Consider the following 26,101-nt stretch of genomic DNA (forward strand, 5'->3'; position numbering starts at 1 on the left):
CCGCCGTAGATCTCGCTGCAGGGGTAGACGAAGCCACGGCGCTTGCTCAGGCTGACAATCGTGTCGATCTTGTCGGCGGCCACAGTGCTCTCTTCAGTACGACGTCAGTTCGACGGCACGGTCAAGGCGCGGCTGGTTGCGCGCACCCGAATACCTCAGGTTACCGGGCTCGTGGGTAGACGGTTCAAATCAGTATTGCGGGTCGGCCCATCGACGCCCGCACGAGCAGCTTGACGCGAGCACGCCCCTTCTGTTGACACATGCGCCCTCCTCTCAACGCACGCACCCCCTGTCGACACATTTCACTCCCGTCGACGCACGCGCCCTCCCATCGACGCACGCGCCCTCCCGTCGACGCATGCACCCTCCCATCGACGCACGCGCCCTCCCGTCGACGCATGCACCCTCCCGTCGACGCATGCACCCTCCCGCCCACACGCCCCCGAGTGGCATAGCTCTCACATGGCCATGATTCATACGCCAATCGTGTGAGTTGACAATCATTTCCAGTAAAGATGACAATGGTTGTCATGATGTTGCGACGTCTCCCGACCACCTCGATAGCCCTGACCGCCACCGCCGTCGTCGGCGCCCTCGCCCTGACCGCCTGCGGCGGTTCGAGCAGTGCAGCGGGCAAGGGTGGCGACGGCAAGCTGAACGTGGTTGCGTCGTTCTACCCCATGGAGTTCCTCGCCGAGCAGATCGGCGGCAGCCATGTGAAGGTCACCGACCTCACCGCTGCCGGAGTCGAACCGCACGATCTCGAACTCAAGGCCAAGCAGGTCGCCTCCATTCAGAGCGCGGACCTGGTGGTCTACCTCAAGGGTCTCCAGCCCTCCGTCGACAAGGCGGTCGAGCAGGGTTCCGCCAAGCACGTGGTGGATGCCACCGCCGCCTCCCCGCTGGTCGACCACCACCTGGACGAGGGCACCCAGAGCCAGGACGGGCACGACCACACCGACGCGGCGGGCGACCCGCACATCTGGCTCGACCCGACCCGGTACACCGCAGTCGCCAAGAGCGTCGGCGCCGAGCTGGCCAAGGCCGACCCGGACCACGCCGCCGACTACCAGAAGAACACCGACGCGCTGGTCACCAAACTGTCCGCGCTCGACCAGGAGTTCCAGGCCGGACTGAAGGGCACCAAGACCAAGACCTTCGTCACCAGCCACGCCGCCTTCGGCTACCTCGCCGACCACTACGGCCTGAACCAGATCGCCATCAACGGTGTGGACCCGGAGGCCGAGCCGACCCCGGCCCGCCTCGCCACGATCCAGAAGGCCGCCAAGGACAACGGCGTCACCACGATCTTCTTCGAGGCGCTGGTCAGCCCGGACCTGGCCAAGACCGTCGCCAAGGACCTCAACCTGAAGACCGCCGTACTCGACCCGATCGAGGGCGTGAAGGACCCGTCCGGCAACGACTACTTCTCGATCATGCACCAGAACCTGGCGAACCTTCAGGCCGCCCTCGGCGCCAAGAGCTGAGCAAACCCCGGGCCCGGCGATCGAGACCCGGCAGTCCAGGCGCGGCGATCCAGGCCCCGGCAACCCGGCCTCGGCGCCCCCAGCCGGGCCAAGCGGCACGAGCCGAGCAATACCAAGAGGCCCAAGAGGACCAAGAGGACCACGAGGACACCCCCATGAGCTCTGTCATACCCGACACGACGCCGACGGACTCCGCCCCGGCGCGGCACCCGCTTCCCGCGGCCGTCTCGCTCCGCGACGCTGTCGCCTCGCTCGAAGGCCGTCCCGTCCTGCGCGGCATCGACCTCGTGGTGCGGCCCGGCGAGGTGGTCGCACTGCTCGGCGCGAACGGCTCCGGCAAGTCGACCACCGTCAAAACCGTGATCGGCTCGATCCCGCTGGAGCGCGGCGGACTCGAGCTCTTCGGAACGCCGTACGCCAGGTTCAAGGAGTGGCGCCGGATCGGGTACGTGCCCCAGCGCACCACCGCAGCGGGTGGCGTGCCCGCGACCGTCCGCGAGGTGGTCTCCACCGGTCGGCTGCCGCAGCACCGGCTGCTGCCGTTCCGCCGCAAGGACCGGGAGGCCGTGGACCGGGCCCTGGACGCCGTCGGCATGCTGGACCGTGCCGAGGACGGGGTGGCCAACCTCTCCGGCGGCCAGCACCAGCGGGTGCTGATCGCCCGCGCGCTGGTCGGCACCCCGGACCTGCTGATCATGGACGAGCCGATGGCCGGGGTGGACATGGCCAGCCAGCAGATCCTCGCCGACACCCTGCGCCGGGAGGTCGAGCGCGGCGCCGCCGTCCTGCTCGTACTGCACGAACTCGGCCCGCTGGAGCCGTTGATCGACCGGGCCGTGGTGCTCCGCGACGGCTGCGTCTCGCACGACGGCCCGCCCCCGAAGGAGGTCGGACAGCACGCCCTGCCCGGCCACGATCACGTCCACCCGCACGCGGACGACGACCACCCGAACAACACCCCGAGGCTGCTCGCATGATCGACATGCTCAACTACGACTTCATGCAGCGCGCACTGATCGCCGCCATCCTGGTGGGCGTCACCGCGCCCGCCGTCGGTGTCTACCTGGTGCAGCGGCGGCAGGCCCTGATGGGCGACGGCATCGGCCATGTCGCGCTGACCGGTGTCGGCCTGGGCTTCCTGTTCCAGACCAGCCCGATCTGGATGGCCGTCCTGGTCTGCGTCCTCGGCGCGATCGTCATGGAACTCGTCCGCGCGCGCGGCAAGCAGCGCGGCGACATCGCCCTGGCGATGCTCTTCTACGGCGGTATGGCCTGTGGGAAGCTGCTGGTCAGCGTGAGCGCCCAGGCCGGCAGTGGCAGCCTGGAGAGCTACCTCTGGGGCTCCATCCTCACCGTCTCCCCCTCCGACCTGAGCACCATCGCGGCACTCGCCGCCGTGGTGATCGCCATCACCATCGGACTGCGCCGCCAGCTCTTCGCGGTCTGCCAGGACGAGGAGTTCGCCCGGGTCACCGGAATTCCGGTGCGCGTCCTCAACCTGCTGCTGGCCGTGACCGCCGCCGTCACCGTGACCGTGGCCATGCGGGTGGTGGGACTGCTGCTGGTCAGCGCGCTCATGGTGGTCCCGGTGGCGGCGGCCCAACAGCTCACCCGCTCCTTCGCCGCCACCCAGGCGGCGGCCATCGCGCTCGGCATCACCGTCGCGGTGGCCGGCGTGACCGGCTCCTACCAGGCCGACGTGCCCTCGGGCCCGGCCATCGTGCTGCTCGCCATCGCGATCTTCGCGGTGTTCAGCGCGATCGCCGCACCGCTGGCCCGCCGCCGCCACCGCGCCGCCGCCGACCACGGACCCGAGGTCTGCAAGACCGCGATCCCCGGCCAGGCGACCTCGGCCCGGCAGAACACCGGCGACAACCTCCACACCACAACTGCGAACGGAGCGCGGGAGAGCGACCCGATCGCCAGTACGGGGCTGGCACAATGAGGTGCGAGACGAACCCACCCCCAGGAGGACCCACGGTGACCACCGCAGGCCCGTCGCCGCGCGCCCGATCCACTCGGCAGCGAGCCGCCGTCTCGGCGGTCCTGGACGAGATCGAGGACTTCCGCAGCGCGCAGGAGCTGCACGACATGCTCAAGCACCGGGGCGACTCGGTCGGGCTGACCACGGTGTACCGCACCCTGCAGTCACTGGCCGACGCCGGCGAGGTGGACGTGCTGCGCACCGCGGACGGTGAGGCGGTCTACCGCCGGTGCAGCAGCGGGCACCACCACCACCTGGTCTGCCGTGCCTGCGGCGCCACCGTGGAGGTCGAGGGCCCCGCGGTCGAACGCTGGGCCAACACCGTGGCCGCCGAACACGGGTACACCGACATCGCCCACACGCTGGAGATCTTCGGACTCTGCGGGGAGTGCGCGGCCAAGAAGGCCTGAGCGGACAGAACGAGGGGCCCGGGAGCAGCAGTTGCTCCCGGGCCCCTTCATGCATGTCCCGACGCCGCGTCACCGTGGTGCCAACACGGTGTCACACGTTCACGTATCCCCGACGCCGCGTCGCACCCTTACCGACGCCACGTCGCACGTCCCGACACCGCACCACGGCTGCCCCGGCACCGCGTCGAAGCCGCCTCAGCGCTGCACCGGCACCTCGGCTTCAGCGGCCACCTCATTGGGGACCGCACCGCCGAAGCGGCGGTCACGCATCGCGAACTGCTCGCAGGCGCGCCACAGATCGCGCCGGTCGAAGTCCGGCCAGAGCACGTCCTGGAACACGAACTCGGCGTAAGCGCTCTGCCAGAGCAGGAAGTTGGAGGTGCGCTGCTCACCGCTGGGCCGCAGCAGCAGGTCCACGTCCGGCATGTCGGGGTGGTACAGGTACTTCGCGATGGTCTTCTCGGTGATCTTCCCCGGGTCCAGCTTGCCGGCCGCGACATCCCGACCGATGGCCGCCGCAGCATCCGCGATCTCGGCCCGGCCACCGTAGTTGACGCACATGTAGAGGGTCACGGCGTCGTTGTGCTTGGTCTGCTCCTGGGCGACCTGGAGCTCCTGGACCACGCTCTTCCAGAGCCGGGGCATCCGGCCGGCCCAGCGGATCCGCACGCCCATGGAGTCGAGCTCGTCGCGGCGGCGGCGGATGACGTCCCGGTTGAAGTTCATCAGGAACTTCACCTCGTCCGGGGACCGCTTCCAGTTCTCGGTGGAGAAGGCGTACAGGGACACGTTCTTCACACCGAGCTCGATCGCGCCCTTGAGCACGTCGAGGACGACCGCCTCGCCGACCTTGTGGCCCTCGGTGCGCGGCAGCCCGCGTTCCTTGGCCCAGCGGCCGTTGCCGTCCATCACGATCGCGACGTGATCGGGGACGAGCTCACCGGGGATCTTCGGAGGCTTCGCACCGCTCGGGTGCGGGGCCGGGGTCACGTACTCGCGCTGCTTACCGCCGAAGAGCCGTCGCGCTGCCATGCTGCTCACTTCTCCACGTATCTCATCGAGCGGATACCCCGCTCCAGGTGCCACTGCAGATAGGCGGCCACCAGCCCGCTGCCCTCCCGCCAGTACCGAGGCTCGCAGTTGTCCGCCGTCTGCCAGTCCCCTGACAGCAGCGCGCCGAGCAGTACCAGTGTCTCAGGGGAGGGTACGGCACTTCCAGGCACTCGGCAGTCCGCGCAGAGCACTCCGCCCGCCTGGAGCGAGAAGAACCGGTTGGGTCCTGGCAGTCCGCACTTGGCGCAGTCCGTGAAACTCGCGCCGTATCCGTTGACCGCGAGCGACCTCAGAAGGAAGGCGTCCAGCACCAGGTGGGACTCGTGCAGCCCGGCGGCCAGCGTGCGCAGCCCGCCGACCAGCAACAGGTACTGCTGGACCGCCGGTTCGCCCTCGTTCTCGGCGAACCGCTCCGCCGTCTCCAGCATGGCCGTGCCCGCCGTGTAGCGGCCGTAGTCGGTGACGATCGAGCCGCCATAGGGGGCGATGGTCTCCACCTGGGTGCAGAGCGGCAGCCCGCGGCCGACCAGGTCGGCGCCCCGGCTGAAGAACTGCACGTCCACATGGGAGAACGGTTCGAGCCGGGCACCGAACTTGGACTTGGTCTTGCGGACGCCCCGGGCCACCGCGCGCACCTTGCCGTGCTGGCGAGTGAGCAGGGTGATGATCCGGTCGGCCTCGCCCAGCTTCTGGGTGCGCAGGACCACGCCGTCGTCCCGGAAGAGGCTCATCGGCGCCCCCGGGCGTGGAAGTCGAACAGTGTGGCCATCCGACCATTCTCGCGCACTCCGCTGCCTCGACGAACGGGCAGCCGTGCGCCCGTACCCCGGTCGGCGTGTGGGAATACCGGCGGGTGCGGGGCACGGCGGGCCCAGAGGGGGTGTTCGGGCCCGGTCGAAGAGGAGTCGAAGAGGACCGGAGTCCCGACTAGTGCGGTGCGCCCGCCGCGGCCTGCAGCAGTTCGCCGACCCGTCCCTCGCCGAGCTTGAGGCAACGGCCGACGGCGGCCAGCGCGGCGCGCTCCTGCGGCAGGTACCGCCCGTCCGCCAGCGCGATCGAGGCGCCCTGCAGGACCAGGCGCTCGCGGCCCTGCTGGGCCAGGTGCGGGGCCAACGGCTCCAGCGCGGCGTGCAGTTCGATGGTGAGGCCGCTGCCGTGGCCCTCCAGGTCGAGCGGTCCCTCCCCGCTGGAGCCGGTGAGTGCGGCCAGCGCGGCCAGGATCTGGGCCTCGCCGCAGTCCTCGAAGCCAGCCTCGCGGATGGTGGCGCAGGCGGCCTCCCGGACGGCCCGACCGCCAGTACCGCCGGCGGCGAGGACCGCCAGGCTCACCGTGTACTGGGCGTCGCGGAGCATCGAGGCGAGCCGGACGCAGGTGACCTGCTCCAAGGTCTCGACGCCGTACCGGCCGTGGCAGCTGGTGCACTGGACGCTGCCCACGACGGGTCCTACCGGCAGCACCGGAGTGCCGAACAGTCGCAGCCACCGACGGCCGTACTGGCGGCGGTAGTTGCGGTCCCCACCACAGCCGGGGCAGAAGAAATCACCGAGAACGTCCGTCCGCCAGCGAGGGCGAACACCCCACAACCCTGTCACGGCGCCACTCCCCAGACATGGCAGGCGGCCTGCGCATCGATGGGCAGGTCACGCGACCGGACGCCGGGAGCCGTCCCACCGACCTCGGTTCCGGTGGGTAGATGCTGCCATGGTTACCGGGATGTGTCAGCACCCCGAACGGGTAAAGGTGTGGCGCGGAACACATTGCAAGCGGGAGTCGCCCTTTCCGGTGACCTCACCCGGAATCCGGCGACCCCCGCGCGAAGTCGGCCCCGTGTGCCGACCGCCGACAAACGGCCCTGCGGACCGGCCGAGCGGCCACCGGCGCACGGTCGTACGGACCCGGCCGGCCGCCGGCAGCCGGTCGTTGCGGACTAGCCGCGCTGGGCCCGGTTGACGGCGCTGATCATTGCCTTCAGCGAGGCCAGCACGGTGTTGCCGTCGATGCCGACGCCCCACAGCACCTGGCCGTCCACCGCGCACTCGACGTACGCGGCGGCCTGGGCGTCGCCACCCTCGCTCAGCGCGTGCTCGGCGTAGTCCAGCACCCGTACGTCCACGCCGATTTCGGTCAGCGCGTTGACGAAGGCCGAGACCGGGCCGTTGCCGGTGCCGGACAGGGTGACGGGCCGCCCGTCCACCACGGCCTCGGCGGACAGCACGTCCCGGCCGCCCTCGGTGGTCAGGCTGCGCGAGCCGCTCAGCGCGATCCGGCCCCACGGGTTGGACGGGGTGGGCAGGTACTCGTCCTGGAAGACCGCCCAGATGTCGGCCGGGGTGACCTCCCCGCCCTCGGCGTCGGTCTTGGCCTGGATGATCTTCGAGAACTCGATCTGCATCCGGCGCGGCAGGTCCAGCTTGTGGTCGTTCTTCAGGACGTACGCGATACCGCCCTTGCCGGACTGGCTGTTGACCCGGATGACCGCCTCGTAGGAGCGGCCGACGTCCTTCGGGTCGATCGGCAGGTACGGGACGCCCCAGGTGTACTCGCCCACCGGGACACCGGCCGCCTCGGCATCGGCCTCCAGGGCGTCGAAGCCCTTCTTGATGGCGTCCTGGTGCGAGCCGGAGAACGAGGTGTAGACCAGGTCACCGGCGTACGGGTGGCGCTCCGGCACGACCATCTGGTTGCAGTACTCGTAGGTGCGGCGGATCTCGTCGATGTCCGAGAAGTCGATCATCGGATCGACGCCCTGCGAGAACAGGTTCATCCCGACGTTGACCAGGTCCAGGTTGCCGGTCCGCTCGCCCTGGCCGAACAGGCAGCCCTCGACCCGGTCGGCACCGGCCATGATGGCCAGCTCGGCCGAGGCGACGCCGGTGCCGCGGTCGTTGTGCGGATGCGAGGACAGGCAGACGAACTCGCGGCGGGAGAGGTTGCGCGACATCCACTCGATCTTGTCTGCGTAGACGTTCGGAGTGGAACGCTCCACCGTGGTCGGCAGGTTGAGGATGATCTCACGACCCTCGCCCGGCTGCCAGACGTCCATCACCGCCTCGCAGACCTCCAGTGCGAAGTCCAGCTCGGTGTCGATGAAGATCTCCGGCGAGTACTCGTAGCCGAAGACGGTGTTCTCGCCCAGCAGCTTCTCGGCGTACTCCATCACCAGCCGGGTGCCGTCCACCGCGATGCCCTTGATGTCCTCCCGACTGCCCTTGAAGACCACCCGGCGGAACAGCGGCGAAGTCGCGTTGTACAGGTGGACGGTGGCGCGCGGGGCCCCGATCAGGGACTCCACGGTGCGCTCGATCAGGTCCTCGCGGGCCTGGGTCAGCACCGAGATCGTGACGTCCTCGGGGATCGCCCGCTCCTCGATCAGCGAGCGGACGAAGTCGTGGTCGGTGGCCCCGGAGGACGGGAAGCCGACCTCGATCTCCTTGTAGCCCAGCTTCACCAGCAGGTCGAACATCTTGCGCTTGCGGGCCGGCGACATGGGGTCGATCAGCGCCTGGTTGCCGTCCCGCAGGTCGGTGGAGAGCCAGCGCGGAGCCTTGGCGATGACCTGGTTCGGCCAGGTGCGGTCCGGCAGGTCCACGGTGCCGAACGGCAGGTAGCGGTGGAACGGCATGCCGGAGGGCTTCTGCTGCACGGTGGCGGCGGTGATCGGGGTGGGACGGTCGTTGAACGCGCGAGCGATGGCGGACTGCTCAGTCATGGAGGAGAGTCTCAGCTTCCCTGATCGATTGCGGGCTGGCCGGGGCAGGTGAACACCCGGCTGGGCCGACTGGTGCGCCGCATCGACGTTGATCGCGCGCAACACAACTCCCCGCGGCGAGGGGGCCGGCCTTCGGGGACTACAGGCCCTCGCCGCGGCAGCTAAGGAGAAGCAGCCCGTGACGCATGATGTGTCCGAGAGTAACCCAGGTCACCGGCGCGGGGCAGTGAACTCCACCACCATTCCACCCCTTGAGACGGACTACCGGCCGCCAACCCCCGTGACAACCGGTCATCAATGCCTCACTCTTGGCGACATGACCTCAGTGCCCCACTACTGCACGATCATCCCGCCGTACGTCCTCGACCGACTCGCCGAGCAGGGCCACGAGCCCGCGCAGCGCTCGCTGGCACTCGACCTGACCCACCGCACCGCCAGACTCCAGGCCATCGCTCCCCCGCCCCCGGCCCACCGCCTCACCCGCACCATCGGCGACGCCGGCCACGCCGAGCGGACCCCCGGGCGGACCATCCGCCGTGAGGGCCAGGCCGCGGTCGCTGACGGCTCGGCCAACCGCGCATACGACGGCCTCGGCGCCACCTTCGCGCTCTACGAGACCGTGTACACCAGGAACTCCATCGACGGCGACTGGCTGCCACTGAACGCCACGGTCCACTACGGACAGAACTACGACAACGCCTTCTGGGACGGCTCCCAGATGGTCTTCGGCGACGGTGACAACGTCGTCTTCACCGACTTCACCGCCGCCGTGGACGTGATCGGCCACGAACTCACCCACGGCGTCACGCAGTACACCGCCGGTCTCGACTACCACGACCAACCCGGGGCGCTCAACGAGTCCGTCTCGGACGTGTTCGGCTCGCTGGTCAAGCAGTACGCCCTGCGCCAGAGCGCCGCCGAGGCCGACTGGCTGATCGGCGCCGGACTGCTCGCCCCGGGCGTCCAGGGCGTCGCGCTGCGCTCGATGAAGGCGCCCGGCACCGCCTACGACGACCCCATGCTCGGCAAGGACCCGCAGCCCGCCCACCTGAACGACTACGTCGACACCGCCGACGACCAGGGTGGGGTGCACATCAACTCCGGGATACCCAACCACGCCTTCTACCTGCTGGCCACCGCGCTCGGCGGCAACGCCTGGGAGCGGGCCGGACGGATCTGGTACGACACCCTCACGGGTGGGCGGCTCACCCACGACGCCGACTTCGCAGCCTTCGCCAGGGCCACCGTGGCCGCCGCCAAGTCCCGGTACCAGGACCAGTCGGTGGCGGACGCGGTGACCGCCGCCTGGTCCCAGGTCGGGATCAGCACCACCTGAACCGACCGCTCCGCGGACTGGTTCGCCGACCAGCCGATGCCGACCTGGGCGAAAAGTCAGCACGCCCCACCGGTGCGTAGCAGACTTACCACCATGCGTATCCAGGTGACCAGGACCGGCGGCCTGGCAGGCCGAACCCAGCGCGCGGAGTTGGACACCGCCGACCGACCCGACGCGCCGCACGTGCACGCCCTCGCCCGCGAAGCGGTGGCGGGCGGCCTGCGCACCCCTTCGTGCGGCGTGCCGGACGGCTTCCGCTACGAGATCACCGTCGACGGCCGGACGGTCTACTGCGCCGACCCCAAACTGACCGACGCCCAGCACGAACTGGTCTCCCTGGTCCTCCGCGAGGGCGTCCCGCAACCAGGCCTCGCCAAGTGAGCCCGACGGCGCGGCGATCATCCCGATCAACCGCGTGCGTGAACAACCGCGCACCGCGCGGGAGATCGGCGCGCCCGAGCGACCACGCGCCCCCGAAAGCGCGGAGCCAAGGAAAGCAACGCATCGACGACCGCATATGACACGCGGCTCAAATCACCCACATCACACGACCGCTGACACTGTGACGACTCAGTCGGCCCTCTCGCCGGAAGCCCGCCGGGAGGCGTCCTCCTGGGCCAGCCTCCTCATGGCGGCCATCAGGGCGTCGCCGAGCACCAATCCGATCACGGCTCCCTCGACCTGGCCGTCCGGCTCGGACCGGCCCGCGATCACGGCGATCTCGGCAGCGGCGAGGCGTTCCGCCGCGACCGCGTACTCGTCGAGGATGCCGAGCAGGTCCTCCTGGCCGAGCCCCTGGTAGGCCGCCGCGACCTGGATCAGCGCCTGCCATGCCGCGCTGCCCGGCTTCACCCGCCAGCCCCGGCGCTCGGCCAGCACTGCCACCAGCCGGTCGGCCTCCCGCCACGCCCCGTCCTCGCCCCCACCCGCCGACGGCTCGGCCGTGACGGCGGACTGGGCGGCTCCGAGCATCCCGTGCAGGGTGCCGCCGGGAGCGTCGATCGTGTTCAGCACCTCACGGGTGGCCGCGATGGAGAGCTTCCCGACCTCGAGCATGGCCCGCACCAGCTTCAGCCGCCGCACATGCCCGTCGCCGTACTGGGCCTGGTTGGGACTGGTCCGCTCACCGGACGGGAGCAGCCCCTCGCGCAGGTAGTACTTGATCGTGGGCACAGGTACGCCGGTACGACTGCTCAGCTCGCCGATCCGCATCGCCTCTCCCATCCCGGCCGCCCCACCCCGACCGGCCCTGACCACCCCACCACCGGGACCGCCCCACCCGCACCCAGCCGCACATCCGGGACAATATGGATAGCATACGTCTCCATACTGGCGGCACGGGCCGCGCTGAGGCACCCGCTGGCGAGCGCTGGGTGCATACAAGCCGTGAGGGCCACCCGAGGGGGTGCCTCGGGTGGCCCTGGGGTGGTCCGGGTGGCGGCTCAGAAGCCGAGCTTGCGCAGTTGCTTCGGGTCGCGCTGCCAGTCCTTGGCCACCTTGACGTGCAGGTCGAGGTAGACCGGGGTACCGAGGAGGGCCTCGATGTGCTTGCGGGCGGTGGTGCCGACGTGCTTCAGGCGGGAGCCCTTGGCGCCGATCACGATGGCCTTCTGACTCTGGCGCTCGATGTAGACGTTGGCGTGGATGTCCAGCAGCGGGCGGTCCGCCGGGCGGCCCTCTCGCGGGAGCATCTCCTCGACCACCACGGCGAGCGAGTGCGGCAGCTCGTCCCGGACGCCCTCCAGGGCGGCCTCACGGATCAGTTCGGCGACCATGATCTGCTCGGGCTCGTCGGTGAGGTCGCCGTCCGGGTAGAGCGGCTGGCCCTCGGGGAGCAGCCTCGTGATCAGCTCGCCGACCAGCTCGACCTGCTTGTCGCCGACCGCGGAGACCGGGATGATCTCGGCCCACTCGATGCCCAGCTCGACCCCGAGCTGCTGGACGGCGAGCAGCTGCTCGGCCAGGCGCTTGGAGTCGACCAGGTCGGTCTTGGTGACGATGGCGACCTTGGGGGTCTTCTTGATCTCGGCGAGCTCCTTGGCGATGAACTTGTCGCCGGGGCCGATCTTCTGGTCGGCGGGCAGGCAGAAGCCGATCACGTCGACCTCAGCCCAGGTGGAGCGCACCAGGTCGTTGAGCCGCTCACCGAGCAGCGTGCGGGGCTTGTGCAGGCCGGGGGTGTCGACCAGGACGAGCTGGGCGTCCGGGCGGTGCACGATGCCGCGCACCGTGTGCCGGGTGGTCTGCGGACGGTCGGAGGTGATCGCGACCTTCGTCCCGACCAGCGCGTTGGTCAGGGTCGACTTGCCCGCGTTCGGACGGCCGACGAAGCACGCGAACCCGGAGCGGTACGGGGATGAAGGGGCACTCATGGGCACCATTCTCCCTGATCGCCCGAGCATGCTCGGACACCGCGTCCGGACCGCGTCCGGACGCGGCCGCACGGGGCGGCCTCAGCGGGACTTGCGCCCCCCGGTGAGCGCGCCGATCACGGTCAGCACGAAGAGCGCGATCGAGCCGGCCAACCAGTACCGGTCTCCTTCCAACGGCCCATGCCCATCACAGTGAGCAGCAGCCCGGCGAAGAACGCCAGTGCCCCCATCGCACACCCCCTCGATCGCTGCCACCCTACCCGCGCCCGGTGCGAGGGGAAGTGCGGGCACCCCATACCTCCGGGGGTACCCGCACAGCGGTGGACGGCGGTCTCGGCGCGACCTCAGCGCGCCTCGGTGGCGGACTTCAGCACACCGTCCGGCCCCGCCAGCAGGACCGGCGTCCCGGCGCCGCCCAGGTCGCGCACCGCGGCCAGATCGGCCTCGGCCGGCTCGGCGGCCTCGGAGACCACGGCGGCGGCCTCCAGGTCCTTCGCCCCGCTGGCCACCGCCATCGCGACCGCCGTCTGCAGGGCGCTCAGCCGCAGCGACTCCAGCCCAACCGTCCCGGCCACGTACGTACGGCCGGTCTCGTCGCGCACGGCGGCCCCCTCCGCCACGCCGTTGCGGGCCCGCGCGGAACGGGCCAGCGTGATGATCTTCTTGTCCTCGGGGTCCAGCTCGATCAGCTCACTCATGCCGCTGAGCATAGGCGCCCCGCCCTCGCCGGCGGACCGCCTCGACGCCCGCCCGCCCGGCCGGAATCGCGCCTCGCCACGCAGGCTCGGGGCCCGGCGCCTCCGGGGCCTTCCGCATCTCACCGGAGGAGCCGATCACTCGAACCTGCCGGTCCGTCACATGCCGCCGCTATCCGGCCGGGCGCGTCATCCCACGGCGGCGTCGCGATCGTCGCGTACAGCATCACCGCCCACCTCGGGCCTGGCCGACGAGGAGCAGGGTCTGGCCACCGGCCTGGTCACCAGTACCCAGCAGGTCGGCATCACTGTCGGTGTCCCGGTACTCAGCGCGATCGCCGCGTCCCGCAGCGACGCCCTGCGGGCGGCCGGGGACGGCTTCGCCACCGCCACCCTGGGCGGCGTCCGGCTGGGCCTGGGCGTGGACGCGGCCGCGGTCGCCGCGATCGCCCTGCTGGTCTGGCTCGGCCTGCGCCGCCGGGCATGACCGCGCACGACGGTGGCCCGCGGGGGACTCCCTCGCGGGCCACCGTCGTTCTGCTCAGTGACCGATCGGTTTGGGCGGCCCGGCGTTCAACACCTTGATCAGGGCCGGCGGCCCGGTCGGCCGGGACTCCTCCCGCGCCTTCTCGAGCGCCCTGCGCTTCTTCCAGTACGGGTTGTCCTGCGGCAGATGGCTGCTCACCCTGCCGTACATGCCGAAGGTCAGCACCACGAACCCGAAGATGAAGGCGAACAGGACGTTGGCGAGCCGGAAGTTGAGGAGGTTGGCGTCCGGGCGGCCGAGCACGGTCAGCCCGTAGAAGCCCGACAGCACGAACAACACGCCGACGATCATGTTGAGGTTGGAAGCGACGATCCCGCCGACCGCGGCTCCGGCGACCAGCACCAGACCCACGATCACGGACAGGATGCTCAGCGCCCCGTCGGTCGACAGACCGGCGATCCGGGGACCGTGGGTGGCAAGGAAGCCCGGGTGGTCCAGCAACCCCAGGATGCCGAAGACCAGCAGGAACACTCCGCCGAGTCCCGCGCCGATCCGGTAGACCAGCGCCATCCGGTGGTCGACGGGCAGTTCGTCTTGCAGTTTCATGGTGACCTCCACCAGGCCGACTCCACGCTACTCCTGTCCGGTGCCCTGCCCCCGGGCCGGTTCCCCGCCCGGGCCGGGCGAGCGCTCCCAGTCGGCCGGGTGGAACGGGACCTCGTGCAGGTAGAGCGAGCCGCACTGCTGACAGCAGCGAAGTCCGGTCCCCCAGTCCTCCTCCGGCCTGGCCTCGGAGTCGGGGTCCATCTCACGACCGCACAGAGCCTCGGTGGCACCCGGCGTCCGTACCACGTGCCACATCCGGATACCGCCGGACCGGCCACCGGGGCCGTACTCCGCGCGCAGTTGGTGCGTCATGCCTCACATGGTCGGAGCCATCCCCCGTCCCGGCAACTCGTGCGTCCCGCACCGGCCGCGGGGTTGCGAGGGCGCGGGAAGCGTGCCTTCCGGGCCCCCGGCCGGCTCCCGGGCCCGGGCGGCGGGCGGTTCGGGGACGCGGGGCCGGTGCGTCCCAGGGGCGCGGGAACCGCGCGAGCAGCCCCCGCCGCGGAGCGGTCGCACAGCCTCCGCGCCCCCTTGATCAGGCGCCGGCGCGAGGGGTCACTCGGTGCCGGCGTCGCCGATCTCCTCCGGCCGCACCGGTGCGGCGACCACCGTCCCGATCCGGTTGCGGCGCCCCGCCGCGCTCTCGGCGGTGAGCCGGATCGCCGCCAGGTCACCGGACACCTCCTCGGGCACCGGCACCTGACAGGAGGACCCGGGAATCGGCACCCGCCCGAGGTGCTTGGCCAGCAGCCCGCCGACCGTCTCGACGTCCTCGTCCTCCAGCACGATCCCGAACAGCTCCCCGAGGTCCTCGACCAGCAGCCGCGCAGTGATCCGGTAGGTGCCGTCGCCGAGGTCCTCGACCGGCGCGATCTCCCGGTCGTACTCGTCGGTGATCTCGCCGACGATCTCCTCCAGGATGTCCTCGATGGTGACCAGGCCGGCCGTGCCGCCGTACTCGTCGATCACGATCGCCACGTGCGAGCGCATCTGCTGCATCTCCCGCAGCAGGTCGCCGGCCGGCTTGGAGTCGGGTACGAAGACCGCCGGGCGCAGCGCGCTGCCGACCGGCTCGGACTCCGCATCCCGGTTGATGTGGGTGCGCCGGACCAGGTCCTTGAGGTAGACGATGCCGACCACGTCGTCCTCGTTGTCGCCGACCACCGGGATCCGGGAGAACCCCGAGCGCAGGGCCAGGGTGAGCGCCTGACGGACCGTCTTGTGGCGCTCGATCATCACCAGGTCGGTGCGCGGCACCATGACCTCGCGGACGATGGTGTCGCCCAGTTCGAAGACCGAGTGCACCATCCGGCGCTCCTCGTCCTCGATCAGGTCGTCCTTCTCGGCCAGGTCGACCAGGGCGCGCAGCTCGGCCTCGGAGGCGAACGGTCCCTCCTTGTAGCCCTTCCCGGGGGTCAGCGCGTTGCCGAGCAGGATCAGCAGCCGGGGGATCGGGCCGAGGATCCTGGCCAGCGGCAGCAGCACGAAGGACGAGGCGGTGGCGGTGGTCAGCGGATGCTGGCGGCCGATGGTGCGCGGCGAGACGCCGACCGCCACGAAGGAGACCAGCACCATCACGCCGAACGCCAGCAGCACCGCCTGCCAGGTCTGCTGCAGGTTCCGTACGCACACCACGGTGACCAGGACCGTCGCCGCCATCTCGCTGGCCACCCGGGTCAGGGTGGCCAGGTTGAGGTAGCGGATCGGGTCCTTGGCCAGGGTCAGCAGCCGGCCCGCGCCGCGCCGCCCGGCCCGGACGGCCTCCTCGGCTCGGAACCGGGAGATCCGGGAGATCCCGGCCTCGGCGCAGGCGGCCAGCCAGCCGAGGACGACCAGTGCCAGCGCACCGACCAGGAAGCTCGTACTCTCACCACTCACAGGGGGCCGGCCCTCAGTGGGTGGTCGGCGCCGGGGAGATCCCCGAGAGGCCGCGGCCGGACCGCCAGTCGTCCAGGATCCGCTTCTGCAGCGCGAACATCTCGCGCTCCTCGTCCGGCTCCTCGTGGTCGTAGCCGAGCACGTGCAGCACCCCGTGGACGGTGAGCAGCTGGAGCTCCTCGTCCATGGAGTGCTTGGAGGGGGCCGCCAGGCCCTGCTTCTCGGCGACCTCGGGGCAGAGCACGATGTCGCCGAGCAGGCCCTGCGGCAGTTCCTCGCCCTCCTTGCCGGGGCGCAGCTCGTCCATCGGGAAGGACATCACATCGGTGGGGCCCGGCAGGTCCATCCACTGGATGTGCAGCTCCTCCATGGCGGCGCCGTCCACCAGGATCACGGACAGTTCGGCCTGCGGGTGGATCCGCATCTTGTCGAGGGCGAATCGGGCGACGTCGAGGATGGACTCCTCATCGACGTCCCAGCCGGACTCATTGGCGATGTCGATCGACATGGAGGGGTTGGTACTCAGCTTTCGGTGCGATGGGACTGTCGGGGTGCGCGGGCCGCACCGGTCTTGCCGGTACGCCGCTGGACGGGCTTGCGGGGCACGCGTCCGGCCTCGGTCTCCTGCTCGGCGTCCCAGCGCTCGTAGGCGTCCACGATCCGGCTGACCAGCTTGTGGCGGACCACGTCGGTGCTGGTGAGCACGGAGAAGTGGATGTCCGGGACATCCGCCAGGATCTCCTGGACGATTTTGAGGCCGCTGCGGGTGCCGCCCGGGAGGTCGATCTGGGTGGTGTCACCGGTGACCACGACCCGGGAGTTGAAGCCCAGCCGGGTGAGGAACATCTTCATCTGCTCGGGCGAGGTGTTCTGGGCCTCGTCCAGGATGATGAAGGCGTCGTTGAGGGTCCGGCCGCGCATGTAGGCGAGCGGTGCGACCTCGATGGTCCCCGCGGCCATCAGGCGCGGGATGGCGTCGGGGTCCATCATGTCGTGCAGGGCGTCGTAGAGCGGGCGCAGGTACGGGTCGATCTTCTCGAAGAGCGTGCCGGGCAGGAAGCCCAGCCGCTCGCCCGCCTCCACCGCCGGGCGGGTCAGGATGATCCGGTTGACCTCCTTGGCCTGCAGCGCCTGCACGGCCTTGGCCATGGCCAGGTAGGTCTTTCCGGTGCCGGCGGGGCCGAGGCCGAAGACGATGGTGTGCTTGTCGATCGCGTCGACGTAGCGCTGCTGGTTGAGGGTCTTGGGGCGGATGGTGCGGCCCCGGTTGGACAGGATGTTCGTCGTGAAGACCTCGGACGGGGCCGGGTGGCCCGGGTCCTCGGCGGCGCTCCTGAGCATGGCGATGGAGCGCTCCACGGCGTCCTCCGTCAGGGGTTGGCCGGTGCGCAGCACCAGCATCATCTCGTTGAACAACTGCTTGACCAGGGCGACCTCACGGCGGTCGCCGGTCGCGGTCACCTCGTTGCCGCGCACATGGATGTCGGCGGCGGGGAAGCCCTGCTCGATCACCCGCAGGAGGGAGTCGGCAGTACCGAGCAGGGTGACCATCGGGTGCCGCTCGGGAATCACGATCCGGGCACTCGCCGCGTCGACGCGCTGCTGTCCGTTGGTGGGGGTCTGCGAAGTCTCACTCATGGGTCGGCGCTGTGGCCTGCCTCATCCCATCCGTCGTCTCGTGGGGCCGCTGGGGCTCTCCGGGTCACCAGGGTACGCCGCGCAGATGTTCGCCGTGGCGGCGTGGCACCCGGGGCGGCGCATTCGATGCTGGGGCAGATCGCCCCGTGATGCGACTGCTTTTCGGATCATCGGCGCGGTGGCACCGGTACCCGGGCCAGATCCTCGGCGAGGACCAGTTCCCCGTCGAAGTGCGCGCGGGCCTCGGCGAGGTGGCCGTCCAGGTCCGGGTAGCGCTGGGAGAAGTGGGTCAGGACCAGGGTCCGGACCCCGGAGGCGGCCGCGACCTGGGCGGCCTGGACGGCGGTGAGGTGGCCGTGTTCCGAGGCGAGCCGGGTGTCGCCCTCCAGGAAGGTCGCCTCGATCACCAGCAGGTCGACGCCCTCGGCCAGTTCGTACACCCCGTCGCACAACCGAGTGTCCATCACGAAGGCGAAGCGCTGGCCCGGCCGCGGCTCACTGACCTCGTCCAGGCTGACGGTACGGCCGTCCACCTCGACCCGTCCCTCGCGCTGCAGCCGGCCGACGGCGGGACCGCGCAGCCCGAGGGCGGCCAGCCGCTCGGGCAGCATCCGGCTGCCGTCGGGCTCGACGAGCCGGTAGCCGTAGGACTCCACCGGGTGGGAGAGCCGCCTGGCCTCCAGTGCGAAGGGGGCGCCGGGGGCCTGGAGCACTCCCGGCGCGCTGATCGGACGGGGGCGCAGCTCGGCGGTCTCGTGGTACGCGGTGGAGTACCGCAGCCGCTCGAAGTAGACCTCGCCGCCGGCCGGGTAGTAGGCGTCCACGGGGTGCGGGACCTTGTCCAGGTTGATCCGCTGGATCACCCCGGCGAGGCCCAGGCAGTGGTCGCCGTGGAAGTGGGTCACCCCGATCCGGGTGATCTGGGTGGCCGAGACCCCGGCGTGCAGCATCTGCCGCTGGGTGCCCTCACCGGGGTCGAACAGCAGGCCCTCGCCGTCCCAGCGGAGCAGGTAGCCGTTGTGGTTGCGGTGCCGGGTGGGCACCTGGCTGGCGGTGCCGAGGACGACGAGTTCGCGCTGCGACACGGTCTCAGACCATGTTCTCGTTCATCGGCCGGCCGCCGAGGACGTGGACGTGCGCGTGGAAGATGGTCTGGCCCGCGCCCGCGCCGGTGTTGAAGATCAGCCGGTAACCGGACTCGACGATCTTCTCGTCCGCGGCGACCTCACCGGCCTCGGCGAGCAGCTCACCCGCGATCTCCGGCTCGGCGGCGGCCAGTTCGGCGGCGTTCGGGTAGTGCACCTTGGGGATGACCAGGATGTGGGTGGGAGCCTTCGGGCTGATGTCCCGGAACGCGAGGGTGCGGTCGGTCTCCCGGACCACCGTCGCCGGGATCTCGCCTGCCACGATCTTGCAGAACAGGCAGTCGGACTGCGGCTCGCCGGCCATCTCGCTCTCCTCAAACTGGACTTCACTGATCGCTCATCACTACCGCCCGCAGCCTAGCCCAGCCGAACCCGCCCCGGGGGCGAGAGGTGAGCACCTCCGCGGCGCGGGGAGCCGCGCGGCCGGCCCGCCGGCGACCGATCTCCCGTGCGCCGCCGGCGAGTTGCTGCTCTCCAACGATGCGGGAGGCCCTAGCCAGGGCGCCCGGCCACTCCGGCTCCCCGCGCCGGAGGGAGGAGAGCCGCGCCGGCGGCGGGCGGGAGGTACGGGCCCCAGACCGCCGCCGGCACTCCGCTACAGCTCCGGGATCTCCGGGGCTCGGGCGGCCGGCTTCTCGGCGAGGGCGGCGAGCGCGATCCGGACGCCCTCGGCGAGCTGCGGGTCCGAGCCTTCGGCCCAGGCGTGCGGCGGCATCGGCACCTCGACGTCCGGGTCCACCCCGTGGTTCTCCACGCCCCAGCCGTAACCCTCCAGCCACAGCGCGTACTTGGGCTGGGTCACCAGAGTGCCGTCCACCAGGCGGTACTTGCTGTCGATGCCGATCACGCCGCCCCAGGTGCGGGTACCGACCACCGGGCCGATCCCGAGCGCCTGGATCGCCGCGTTGACCACGTCGCCGTCCGAGCCGGACAGCTCGTTGGCCAGGGCCACCACCGGACCGCGCGGTGCCTCCCGGGGGTAGGAGATGCCCTCGTCGAGGTCACGGGTGCGGTCCCAGCCGACGATCCTCCGGTTGAGCTTCTCGATGATCAGCTGGGAGGTGTGGCCGCCCCGGTTCTCCCGGATGTCGACGATCACGCCCTCCTTGGCCAGTTCGGTCTTCAGGTCCCGGTGGAGCTGGGCCCAGCCGTTGCTCTGCATGTCGGGGATGTGCAGATAGCCGAGCCGGCCGCCGGAGAGCTCGCGGACCGCGGACCGGCGGTCGGCCACCCAGTCGTGGTAGCGCAGCGGCTCCTCGTCGGCCAACGGGACGACCACCGGGTACCGCTCGGTGCCGTCCTTCCCGGCGACGGTGAGCTCGACCGGCTGCCCGGCGGTACCGGCGAGCAGCGGGGCGGGGCCGGTGACCGGGTCGACCGGGCGGCCGTTGACGGCGAGCACCGCGTCCCCGGCCCGGACCGCGGCACCGGGCGCGGCCAGCGGGGAACGGGCCCGCGGGTCCGAGGACTCGCCCGGCAGGATCCGCTCGACCCGCCACAGCTCGCCGTCCTTGCCCAGGTCCGCGCCGAGCAGTCCCTGCCGGTGGGCGGCCTGGGCGCCCCGCTCGTACGGAAGCACGTACGCGTGCGACGTGCCCAGTTCGCCCACGGTCTCCCAGAGCAGGTCGACCAGGTCGTCGTACGAACCGCAGCGGTCCACCAGCGGCCGGTAGCGCGCCAACGTCCCGGTCCAGTCGTGGCCGCCCAGGTCCGCGCGCCAGAAGTTGTCGCGCATCAGCCGGCCGTTCTCGTCGAACATCTGGCGCCACTCGGCGGCCGGGTCGACGGTGACCCGGACCCGGTCGAGGTCCACGTCCAGGTCCTCGTCCTGACCGGCGCGGTGGCCGGCCGGGACGATCCGCAGACCACCCCGGTCGAACACGGCGGCCCGGGTGCCGTCGCCGCTCACCGCGAAGCCGTCCACCTCGGCGACCAGCTGCGAGGTCTGCAGCTTCGCGAAGTCGAAGCGCTCCAGCGCCGCGCGCGGCTGCTCGTCCTCCGGCGAGGCGGCGTTGTCGCCGAGGTTGCCGAGCAGCGGCTGCCTGGTCCACAGCACGCCGTCCTTGGCCGCCCGCAGACTGCCGAAGCTGCCGCCCTCGACCGGGAACGGGACGATCCGGTCGGCGATGCCCTCCGGATCGACCCGGGTGACCGGGACGGATTCGGTGCCCTCCTCGGTGCCGTCCTTCTTGGCCTCCTTGGATTCCTCCTCACCGGCGAGCGGCCGTCCGGCGCGCTGCGGGCCGAACGGCGACGGGGTGTCCGCGGCCAGCGTGATCAGGTATGGCCGAGTGCCGTGCGGGAAGGACAGGTCGAAGATGTGCGCGTCGTAGACCGGGTCGAAGTTGCGCACCGAGAGGAAGACCAGGTACTTGCCGTCCGGGGTGAAGACCGGCGAGTAGTCGATGAAGCGGGGCTGGGTGGCCTCGCTGACCGTGCGGTCCGTAAGGTCGGCCAGCATGATCTGCCGCAGCGAGCCGTCGTCCTGGACCGGCTGGGACCAGGTCAGCCAGCGCGAGTCCGGGGAGAAGGCCAGGTCGCACACCTCGCCCTGAGCGCTGCGGACCAGCTGGTGCACGCCGCCGTCGGCCAGGGCGACCAGCAGCAGTCGGCCGTCGTGCGAGGCGACGGCGGCCTGCCGGCCGTCCGGCGAGACGGCCAGATCGCGGACCCGGCCGAGCTGTCCCGGGGCCAGCCGGCGGCGCTCGGTGCCCAGCACGGCGGGAGCGAGCTCCAGCGCGTCGTCACCCTCGGCGTCCGTCACCCAGAGCGCGCCCTGCGTGCCGTCCGTCCCGGGTACCACCCGGGCCAGCCTGGCCCGCACCCCCGGCGTCTCGGTCAGTACCCGGGAAGGCCCCTGGCGGTGCGTCAGCCAGTGCACGCTGCCGCGCACCACCACTGCGCTGGCCCGGCCGGTGCGGTCCGGGGAGACGGTCTCCAACTGCCCGGCGGCCGGGGTCGGATGCGGGGTGCGGCCGGTGCGCGGACCGGCCAGTGCGATCTCCAGCCGACGCGGCTCGGCACCGTCCAGGTCGTCCAGGAGCCACGCGTCACCGGCGCTGTGCCAGACGATCCTGGTCCCGTCGGTGGCGGCGTTGCGGGCGTAGAACTCGCCGTCGCTGTGCCGGCGCAGGCCGCTGCCGTCCGGCAGGCTGGAGTACAGCTGCGCGACGCCCTCGTGGTCGGAGAGGAAGGCGATCCGGCCGCCCGCCCAGAGCGGGGAGTGGATGTTGCCGTCCAGGTCCTCGTGCACCCGGACGAACTCCCGGTCGCCGATCCACAACTTGCCCGTCCGGCCGCCCCGGTAGCGCTTCCACCAGGCGGGTTCGCGGTTGGTCGGGCTGGCGAGCAGCGTCCGCCCGCCGCCGGGTTCGAAGGCCAACCCGCCGATCGGCCCGTACGGCAGCCGGACGGGCTCGCCACCGTCCAGCGGGATCGCGAACGCCCAGGTGCGGCGCCCAGTCGCCTGGCCCGCGCTGGTGATCGCGACCGGTCGGCCGTCCTCGGTCCAGCCGCACAGCATCGTCTGGGCGCTGCCCCAGTAGGTCAGCCGGCGGGCGGGGCCGCCCGCGGCAGGTGCGACATGGATCTCGGGCGCACCGTCCCGGGTCGAGGTCCAGGCGATGTGCCGCCCGTCCGGCGAGAACCTGGGGTGGCTGACGGGTGCCTGATCGGCCGTCAGCCGCCAGGCCCGGCCACCGCTGATCGGCGCGAGCCAGATGTCGTCCTCGGCCACGAAGGTCACGAGGTCCCCGTGCAGGTGCGGATGGCGCAGATAGGCGCCGGCTGAGGTGCTCTGAACATCGGTCACGGGCGCCACCCTACGCACGCCCTTGACCTCGCGTGACGGGTTTCTCCCAAAGGCGGCCGGGGAGTTGTGCACGGGGGGCGGGTGGTGCACCGCAGCGGGCGCGGGGAAGCACACGGCACCGCAAGGCCGTTCAGCCGCGCCCCGGCTCGCGGGGCAGACGGCGGCCCGTCAGCGCGCGGTGAACGGCATGAAGCCGAACGCCCCACCGGGCCCTCCGAGTCCCGACCGGCGGCGGCCGCCTGCCGGTCCACGCGATGCCGCTGGCCGAGCCTCAGCCCCAGCGGCCGGTACGCCCGAGCAGAAGCGCCCCAGCCGCCACGCCCGCGGTGGACGTCCGCAGCACCGAGGGGCCCAGCCGGTACGGCTTCGCCCCCGCCTGTGCGAAGGCGGCCAGCTCGTCCGGCGACACCCCGCCCTCGGGCCCGACGACCAGCACGATGTCCCCGCTCGCCGGAAGTTCCGCGCCGGCCAGCGGCGCGGCGCCCTCCTCGTGCAACACCGCCGCGAAGGCCGCCTGGGCGAGCAGCGGCGCGAGTTGACGCGTCGTCACCAGCTCGCGCACCTCGGGGAACCGCAGCCGCCGCGACTGCTTCCCGGCCTCCCGCGCGGTGGCCCGCCACTTGGCGAGGGCCTTGGCCCCACGGTCGCCCTTCCACTGGGTGATGCAGCGGGCGGCGGCCCAAGGGACGACCACGTCCACGCCGACCTCGGTCATGGTCTCGACGGCGAGTTCACCCCGGTCGCCCTTGGGCAGCGCCTGCACGACCACGATCCTGGGCGCCGGCTCGGCCTCCCGCCGCACCGCCTCGACGGTGACGTCCAGCGCGTCCTTGCCGTGTACCGCGGCGACCGTGCCGTCCACTCCGAGCCCGAGCCCGTCCGCGAGGGTCACCGCCTCCCCGGCCTCCAGCCGCTTCACGGCGACGGCGTGCCGCCCCTCGGGCCCGTCCACCCGGATCACCGCTCCGGGCGCGGCCGCGGCCAGCCTGTCGGTCTCGACGACGAACACGGGCGCGGTCATGGCATTTCCCCAAACAATCTCTCGGTACCGACACGGCGGCGCCCGGCGACCCTCGGGGAGTCACCGGGCGCCCGGAAGCTCAGCGGCTCGGAAGCGGCTCGAAAGGCTTCACCGGACCAGGGCCCAGAGCCTCAGCGTCCGTTGAAGGCGTCCTTCAGCCGCGAGAACAGCCCCTGCTGGCCCGGCGCGAACTGCCCGGACGGACGCTCCTCGCCGCGCAGCGCCGCGAGCCGCCGCAGCAGGTCCTCCTGCTCGGCGTCGAGCTTGGTGGGCGTCTGCACCTCGACGTGCACTATCAGGTCGCCTCGGCCGCCGCCGCGCAGATGCGTCACGCCGCGGCCGTGCAGCGGGATCGACTGGCCGGACTGGGTGCCGGGGCGAATGTCCACGTCCTCCAGGCCGTCCAGGGTCTGCAGCGGCACCTGGGTGCCGAGCGCCGCGGCCGTCATCGGGATGGTGACGGTGCAGTGCAGGTCGTCGCCGCGCCGCTGGAAGACCGCGTGGCTGGTCTCGGCGATCTCGACGTAGAGGTCGCCCGCCGGGCCGCCGCCGGGGCCGACCTCGCCCTCGCCGGCCAGCTGGATCCGGGTGCCGTTGTCCACACCGGCCGGGATCTTGACGGTGAGGGTACGGCGGGCGCGCACCCGGCCGTCGCCGGCGCACTCGGGGCACGGGGTCGGCACGACGGTGCCGAAGCCCTGACACTGCGGGCAGGGACGGGAGGTCATGACCTGGCCCAGGAAGGACCGGGTGACCTGGGAGACCTCGCCCTTGCCGCGGCACATGTCACAGGTCTGCGCGGAGGTGCCGGGTGCGGCACCCTCGCCGGAACAGGTGGTGCAGGTCACGGCGGTGTCGACCTGGAGTTCCTTGGTGGTGCCGAAGGCGGCCTCCTCCAGGGTGATCTCCAGACGGATCATCGCGTCCTGGCCGCGCCGGGTCCGCGAGCGCGGGCCGCGCTGGCCGGAGGCGGCGCCGAAGAAGGCGTCCATGATGTCGGAGAAGCCGAAGCCCGCCGCACCGGCGCCGAAGCCGCCCGCGCCACCACCGCCGTTGGGCGACAGCGGGTCTCCGCCGAGGTCGTACACCTGCCGCTTCTGCGGGTCGGAGAGCACCTCGTAGGCGGCGTTGATCTCCTTGAACCGCTCCTGCGTCTTCGGGTCCGGGTTGACGTCCGGGTGCAGTTCGCGTGCCAGGCGCCGGAACGCCTTCTTGATCTCGTCCTGCCCCGCATCCCGTCGGACGCCGAGTACCGCGTAGTAGTCCGTGGCCACCAAATGCTCCGCTTGTTCCGCCTGTAGAAGTGCTTGCGACTGGTCGCCGCCGGTTCAACCAGCGGCCTGTGCTATGACTCGGCCAGGATCTGACCCACGTACCGGGCCACCGCTCGCACCGCCCCCATTGTGCCCGGATAGTCCATCCGGGTCGGACCGATCACCCCGAGTTTTGCCACACTCTGGTCGCCGGAACCGTAACCGACCGAGACGATCGAGGTGGAATTGAGCCCCTCGTACTCGTTCTCGTGACCGATCCGGACCGTCATTCCGGCGTCCGCCGTCTCACCCAACAGGCGGAGCAGTACCACCTGCTCCTCCAGTGCTTCCAGCACCGGCTGGATGGTGAGCGGGAAGTCATGTCCGAAGCGGGTCAGATTGGCCGTACCGGCCAGCATGATCCGCTCCTCCTTCTGCTCGGCCAGCGTCTCGAACAACGTGGCGAGCACCACACTGACCGTCGGCCGGTCCGACGACTCGAAGGCCGCCGGGAGTTCCTCCAGCGCGCCGGGCACCTCGGGCAGCGGGCGGCCGACCGCGCTGGCGTTGAGTCTGGACCGCAGATCGGCCAGCACGTTCTCGCCGACCGTGCCGGGGCAGTCCACCAGCCGCTGCTCGACCCGGCCGGTGTTGGTGATCAGCACCAGCATCACCTTCGCCGGGGCCAGCGCCACCAGCTCGATGTGCCGCACCGTGGACCGGCTGAGCGAGGGGTACTGGACCACCGCGACCTGCCTGGTCAACTGCGCCAGCAGGCGGACCGTGCGGGCCACCACGTCGTCCAGGTCGACCGCGCCGTCCAGGAAGTGGCGGATCGCCCGACGCTCCGGCGCGCTCATCGGCTTGACCTCGGCCAGCCTGTCGACGAACAGGCGGTAGCCCTTGTCGGTCGGGATCCGCCCGGCGCTGGTGTGCGGCTGGTGGATGTAACCGTCCTCCTCCAGCGCCGCCATGTCGTTGCGCACGGTGGCCGGTGAGACCCCGAGGTTGTGCCGCTCGACCAGGGCCTTGGAGCCGACCGGCTCCTCGGTGCCCACGTAGTCCTGGACGATCGCGCGCAGTACCGCCAGCTTGCGCTCGTCCAGCGGACGACGGGGCTCGAGCCGGCGCGCGTCCGGCTTGCGCTCGTCAGCACTGCGCTCGCTGTACACGGCACGCACCTCCGTCTTCGTCCGTTGAATCCCTTGGCCGACC

General features: G+C 71.2%; 25 protein-coding genes. 7 read left to right on the top strand and 18 right to left on the bottom strand.

From position 1 onward, the window contains the following. Nucleotides 1-530: 530 nt before the first annotated feature. From ACZ5ON_RS22820 to ACZ5ON_RS22835, 4 genes are all read left to right on the top strand, one after another. Entirely contained in the window at nt 531-1,487 is a 957-nt protein-coding gene (locus ACZ5ON_RS22820) for a metal ABC transporter substrate-binding protein (protein ID WP_465595624.1), read from the top strand. Between the two features lie 155 nt (nt 1,488-1,642). Next, entirely contained in the window at nt 1,643-2,464 is an 822-nt protein-coding gene (locus ACZ5ON_RS22825) for a metal ABC transporter ATP-binding protein (RefSeq protein ID WP_465595627.1), read from the top strand. Beyond that, entirely contained in the window at nt 2,464-3,432 is a 969-nt protein-coding gene (locus ACZ5ON_RS22830; RefSeq protein WP_465595923.1) for a metal ABC transporter permease, read from the top strand. Before ACZ5ON_RS22825 ends, ACZ5ON_RS22830 begins: the two co-directional genes overlap by 1 nt. Before the next feature lie 35 nt (nt 3,433-3,467). Then, a complete protein-coding gene (locus ACZ5ON_RS22835; protein WP_465595630.1) occupies nt 3,468-3,881 on the top strand; it encodes a Fur family transcriptional regulator in 414 nt (137 codons plus the stop codon). Nucleotides 3,882-4,076: 195 nt separating this feature from the next. On the opposite strand, the gene ACZ5ON_RS22840 is transcribed toward ACZ5ON_RS22835, so the two are convergent. The 4 genes from ACZ5ON_RS22840 to leuA form a co-directional block, all read right to left on the bottom strand. Continuing rightward, on the bottom strand, nt 4,077-4,913 hold the full coding sequence (locus tag ACZ5ON_RS22840) for an isoprenyl transferase (RefSeq protein WP_465595633.1): 837 nt from the start codon (nt 4,911-4,913) through the stop codon (nt 4,077-4,079). A 5-nt stretch (nt 4,914-4,918) separates the two neighbouring features. Further along, the gene (gene recO, locus ACZ5ON_RS22845) at nt 4,919-5,665 is read right to left on the bottom strand and encodes a DNA repair protein RecO (protein WP_344634393.1); all 747 of its coding nucleotides are present in this window, start codon (nt 5,663-5,665) and stop codon (nt 4,919-4,921) included. Nucleotides 5,666-5,861: 196 nt separating this feature from the next. Further along, nucleotides 5,862-6,371 (bottom strand): TerB family tellurite resistance protein, encoded by a 510-nt coding sequence (locus tag ACZ5ON_RS22850; RefSeq protein ID WP_465595636.1) that lies wholly within the window; start codon nt 6,369-6,371, stop codon nt 5,862-5,864. A 491-nt stretch (nt 6,372-6,862) separates the two neighbouring features. After that, complete coding sequence (leuA, locus tag ACZ5ON_RS22855; RefSeq protein ID WP_465595639.1) at nt 6,863-8,644, bottom strand: 2-isopropylmalate synthase; 1,782 nt, start codon at nt 8,642-8,644, stop codon at nt 6,863-6,865. Between the two features lie 316 nt (nt 8,645-8,960). Here leuA and ACZ5ON_RS22860 point away from each other — a divergent pair, with 316 nt between their 5' ends. Further along, nucleotides 8,961-9,980, top strand: a complete 1,020-nt coding sequence (locus ACZ5ON_RS22860) for a M4 family metallopeptidase (RefSeq protein WP_465595646.1) — start codon at nt 8,961-8,963, stop codon at nt 9,978-9,980. A 93-nt stretch (nt 9,981-10,073) separates the two neighbouring features. After that, the gene (locus ACZ5ON_RS22865; RefSeq protein WP_465595648.1) at nt 10,074-10,361 is read left to right on the top strand and encodes a protealysin inhibitor emfourin; all 288 of its coding nucleotides are present in this window, start codon (nt 10,074-10,076) and stop codon (nt 10,359-10,361) included. A gap of 189 nt (nt 10,362-10,550) precedes the next feature. Here the strand turns inward: ACZ5ON_RS22865 and ACZ5ON_RS22870 are convergent, their stop codons facing one another. The 3 genes from ACZ5ON_RS22870 to ACZ5ON_RS22880 form a co-directional block, all read right to left on the bottom strand. Continuing rightward, complete coding sequence (locus ACZ5ON_RS22870; protein WP_465595651.1) at nt 10,551-11,204, bottom strand: MerR family transcriptional regulator; 654 nt, start codon at nt 11,202-11,204, stop codon at nt 10,551-10,553. A 218-nt stretch (nt 11,205-11,422) separates the two neighbouring features. After that, on the bottom strand, nt 11,423-12,352 hold the full coding sequence (gene era, locus ACZ5ON_RS22875) for a GTPase Era (protein WP_465595654.1): 930 nt from the start codon (nt 12,350-12,352) through the stop codon (nt 11,423-11,425). A 344-nt stretch (nt 12,353-12,696) separates the two neighbouring features. Further along, nucleotides 12,697-13,062, bottom strand: coding sequence for a cytidine deaminase (locus ACZ5ON_RS22880; protein ID WP_465595657.1), 366 nt, complete (start codon nt 13,060-13,062; stop codon nt 12,697-12,699). 148 nt (nt 13,063-13,210) lie between these two features. Here ACZ5ON_RS22880 and ACZ5ON_RS22885 point away from each other — a divergent pair, with 148 nt between their 5' ends. Beyond that, complete coding sequence (locus tag ACZ5ON_RS22885; protein ID WP_465595660.1) at nt 13,211-13,534, top strand: hypothetical protein; 324 nt, start codon at nt 13,211-13,213, stop codon at nt 13,532-13,534. 54 nt (nt 13,535-13,588) lie between these two features. Here ACZ5ON_RS22885 and ACZ5ON_RS22890 read toward each other — a convergent pair whose 3' ends face one another. The 11 genes from ACZ5ON_RS22890 to hrcA form a co-directional block, all read right to left on the bottom strand. After that, complete coding sequence (locus ACZ5ON_RS22890; RefSeq protein WP_465595663.1) at nt 13,589-14,140, bottom strand: DUF4383 domain-containing protein; 552 nt, start codon at nt 14,138-14,140, stop codon at nt 13,589-13,591. 27 nt (nt 14,141-14,167) lie between these two features. Further along, a complete protein-coding gene (locus ACZ5ON_RS22895) occupies nt 14,168-14,452 on the bottom strand; it encodes a hypothetical protein (protein WP_465595666.1) in 285 nt (94 codons plus the stop codon). Between the two features lie 243 nt (nt 14,453-14,695). Then, a complete protein-coding gene (locus ACZ5ON_RS22900) occupies nt 14,696-16,018 on the bottom strand; it encodes a hemolysin family protein (protein WP_465595669.1) in 1,323 nt (440 codons plus the stop codon). Nucleotides 16,019-16,031: 13 nt separating this feature from the next. Further along, nucleotides 16,032-16,526 (bottom strand): rRNA maturation RNase YbeY, encoded by a 495-nt coding sequence (gene ybeY, locus ACZ5ON_RS22905; protein ID WP_436562080.1) that lies wholly within the window; start codon nt 16,524-16,526, stop codon nt 16,032-16,034. Between the two features lie 14 nt (nt 16,527-16,540). Then, nucleotides 16,541-17,656: a PhoH family protein gene (locus ACZ5ON_RS22910; protein ID WP_465595673.1), complete on the bottom strand. Its 1,116-nt coding sequence runs from the start codon at nt 17,654-17,656 to the stop codon at nt 16,541-16,543. A gap of 167 nt (nt 17,657-17,823) precedes the next feature. Further along, the gene (locus tag ACZ5ON_RS22915) at nt 17,824-18,741 is read right to left on the bottom strand and encodes a ribonuclease Z (RefSeq protein ID WP_465595676.1); all 918 of its coding nucleotides are present in this window, start codon (nt 18,739-18,741) and stop codon (nt 17,824-17,826) included. A gap of 4 nt (nt 18,742-18,745) precedes the next feature. After that, nucleotides 18,746-19,105: a histidine triad nucleotide-binding protein gene (locus ACZ5ON_RS22920; protein WP_344638495.1), complete on the bottom strand. Its 360-nt coding sequence runs from the start codon at nt 19,103-19,105 to the stop codon at nt 18,746-18,748. A gap of 291 nt (nt 19,106-19,396) precedes the next feature. Further along, nucleotides 19,397-22,612, bottom strand: a complete 3,216-nt coding sequence (locus ACZ5ON_RS22925) for a S41 family peptidase (RefSeq protein WP_465595679.1) — start codon at nt 22,610-22,612, stop codon at nt 19,397-19,399. Between the two features lie 271 nt (nt 22,613-22,883). Continuing rightward, complete coding sequence (locus tag ACZ5ON_RS22930; protein ID WP_465595682.1) at nt 22,884-23,633, bottom strand: 16S rRNA (uracil(1498)-N(3))-methyltransferase; 750 nt, start codon at nt 23,631-23,633, stop codon at nt 22,884-22,886. A 131-nt stretch (nt 23,634-23,764) separates the two neighbouring features. Beyond that, nucleotides 23,765-24,907 carry a molecular chaperone DnaJ gene (gene dnaJ, locus ACZ5ON_RS22935; protein WP_465595685.1) on the bottom strand — a complete coding sequence of 381 codons (1,143 nt, stop codon included), beginning with the start codon at nt 24,905-24,907 and terminating at the stop codon, nt 23,765-23,767. A gap of 71 nt (nt 24,908-24,978) precedes the next feature. Further along, nucleotides 24,979-25,992, bottom strand: coding sequence for a heat-inducible transcriptional repressor HrcA (hrcA, locus tag ACZ5ON_RS22940; protein WP_465595926.1), 1,014 nt, complete (start codon nt 25,990-25,992; stop codon nt 24,979-24,981). Between the last annotated feature and the right edge of the window lie 109 nt (nt 25,993-26,101).

This window comes from Kitasatospora sp. NPDC032150 (genome assembly GCF_055579945.1).

Coding starts and splice junctions, on each gene's coding strand:
- ACZ5ON_RS22870 (WP_465595651.1), bottom strand. CDS start 11,204: ATGGGAGAGGCGATGCGGATCGGCGAGCTGAGCAGTCGTACCGGCGTA.
- ACZ5ON_RS22880 (WP_465595657.1), bottom strand. CDS start 13,062: ATGCTCAGCGGCATGAGTGAGCTGATCGAGCTGGACCCCGAGGACAAG.
- ACZ5ON_RS22920 (WP_344638495.1), bottom strand. CDS start 19,105: ATGGCCGGCGAGCCGCAGTCCGACTGCCTGTTCTGCAAGATCGTGGCA.
- ACZ5ON_RS22930 (WP_465595682.1), bottom strand. CDS start 23,633: ATGACCGCGCCCGTGTTCGTCGTCGAGACCGACAGGCTGGCCGCGGCC.
- ACZ5ON_RS22860 (WP_465595646.1), top strand. CDS start 8,961: ATGACCTCAGTGCCCCACTACTGCACGATCATCCCGCCGTACGTCCTC.
- ACZ5ON_RS22820 (WP_465595624.1), top strand. CDS start 531: ATGATGTTGCGACGTCTCCCGACCACCTCGATAGCCCTGACCGCCACC.
- ACZ5ON_RS22865 (WP_465595648.1), top strand. CDS start 10,074: ATGCGTATCCAGGTGACCAGGACCGGCGGCCTGGCAGGCCGAACCCAG.
- ACZ5ON_RS22910 (WP_465595673.1), bottom strand. CDS start 17,656: ATGAGTGAGACTTCGCAGACCCCCACCAACGGACAGCAGCGCGTCGAC.
- recO (WP_344634393.1), bottom strand. CDS start 5,665: ATGAGCCTCTTCCGGGACGACGGCGTGGTCCTGCGCACCCAGAAGCTG.
- ACZ5ON_RS22895 (WP_465595666.1), bottom strand. CDS start 14,452: ATGACGCACCAACTGCGCGCGGAGTACGGCCCCGGTGGCCGGTCCGGC.
- ybeY (WP_436562080.1), bottom strand. CDS start 16,526: ATGTCGATCGACATCGCCAATGAGTCCGGCTGGGACGTCGATGAGGAG.
- ACZ5ON_RS22825 (WP_465595627.1), top strand. CDS start 1,643: ATGAGCTCTGTCATACCCGACACGACGCCGACGGACTCCGCCCCGGCG.
- era (WP_465595654.1), bottom strand. CDS start 12,352: ATGAGTGCCCCTTCATCCCCGTACCGCTCCGGGTTCGCGTGCTTCGTC.
- leuA (WP_465595639.1), bottom strand. CDS start 8,644: ATGACTGAGCAGTCCGCCATCGCTCGCGCGTTCAACGACCGTCCCACC.
- ACZ5ON_RS22885 (WP_465595660.1), top strand. CDS start 13,211: ATGCCGCCGCTATCCGGCCGGGCGCGTCATCCCACGGCGGCGTCGCGA.
- ACZ5ON_RS22840 (WP_465595633.1), bottom strand. CDS start 4,913: ATGGCAGCGCGACGGCTCTTCGGCGGTAAGCAGCGCGAGTACGTGACC.
- ACZ5ON_RS22890 (WP_465595663.1), bottom strand. CDS start 14,140: ATGAAACTGCAAGACGAACTGCCCGTCGACCACCGGATGGCGCTGGTC.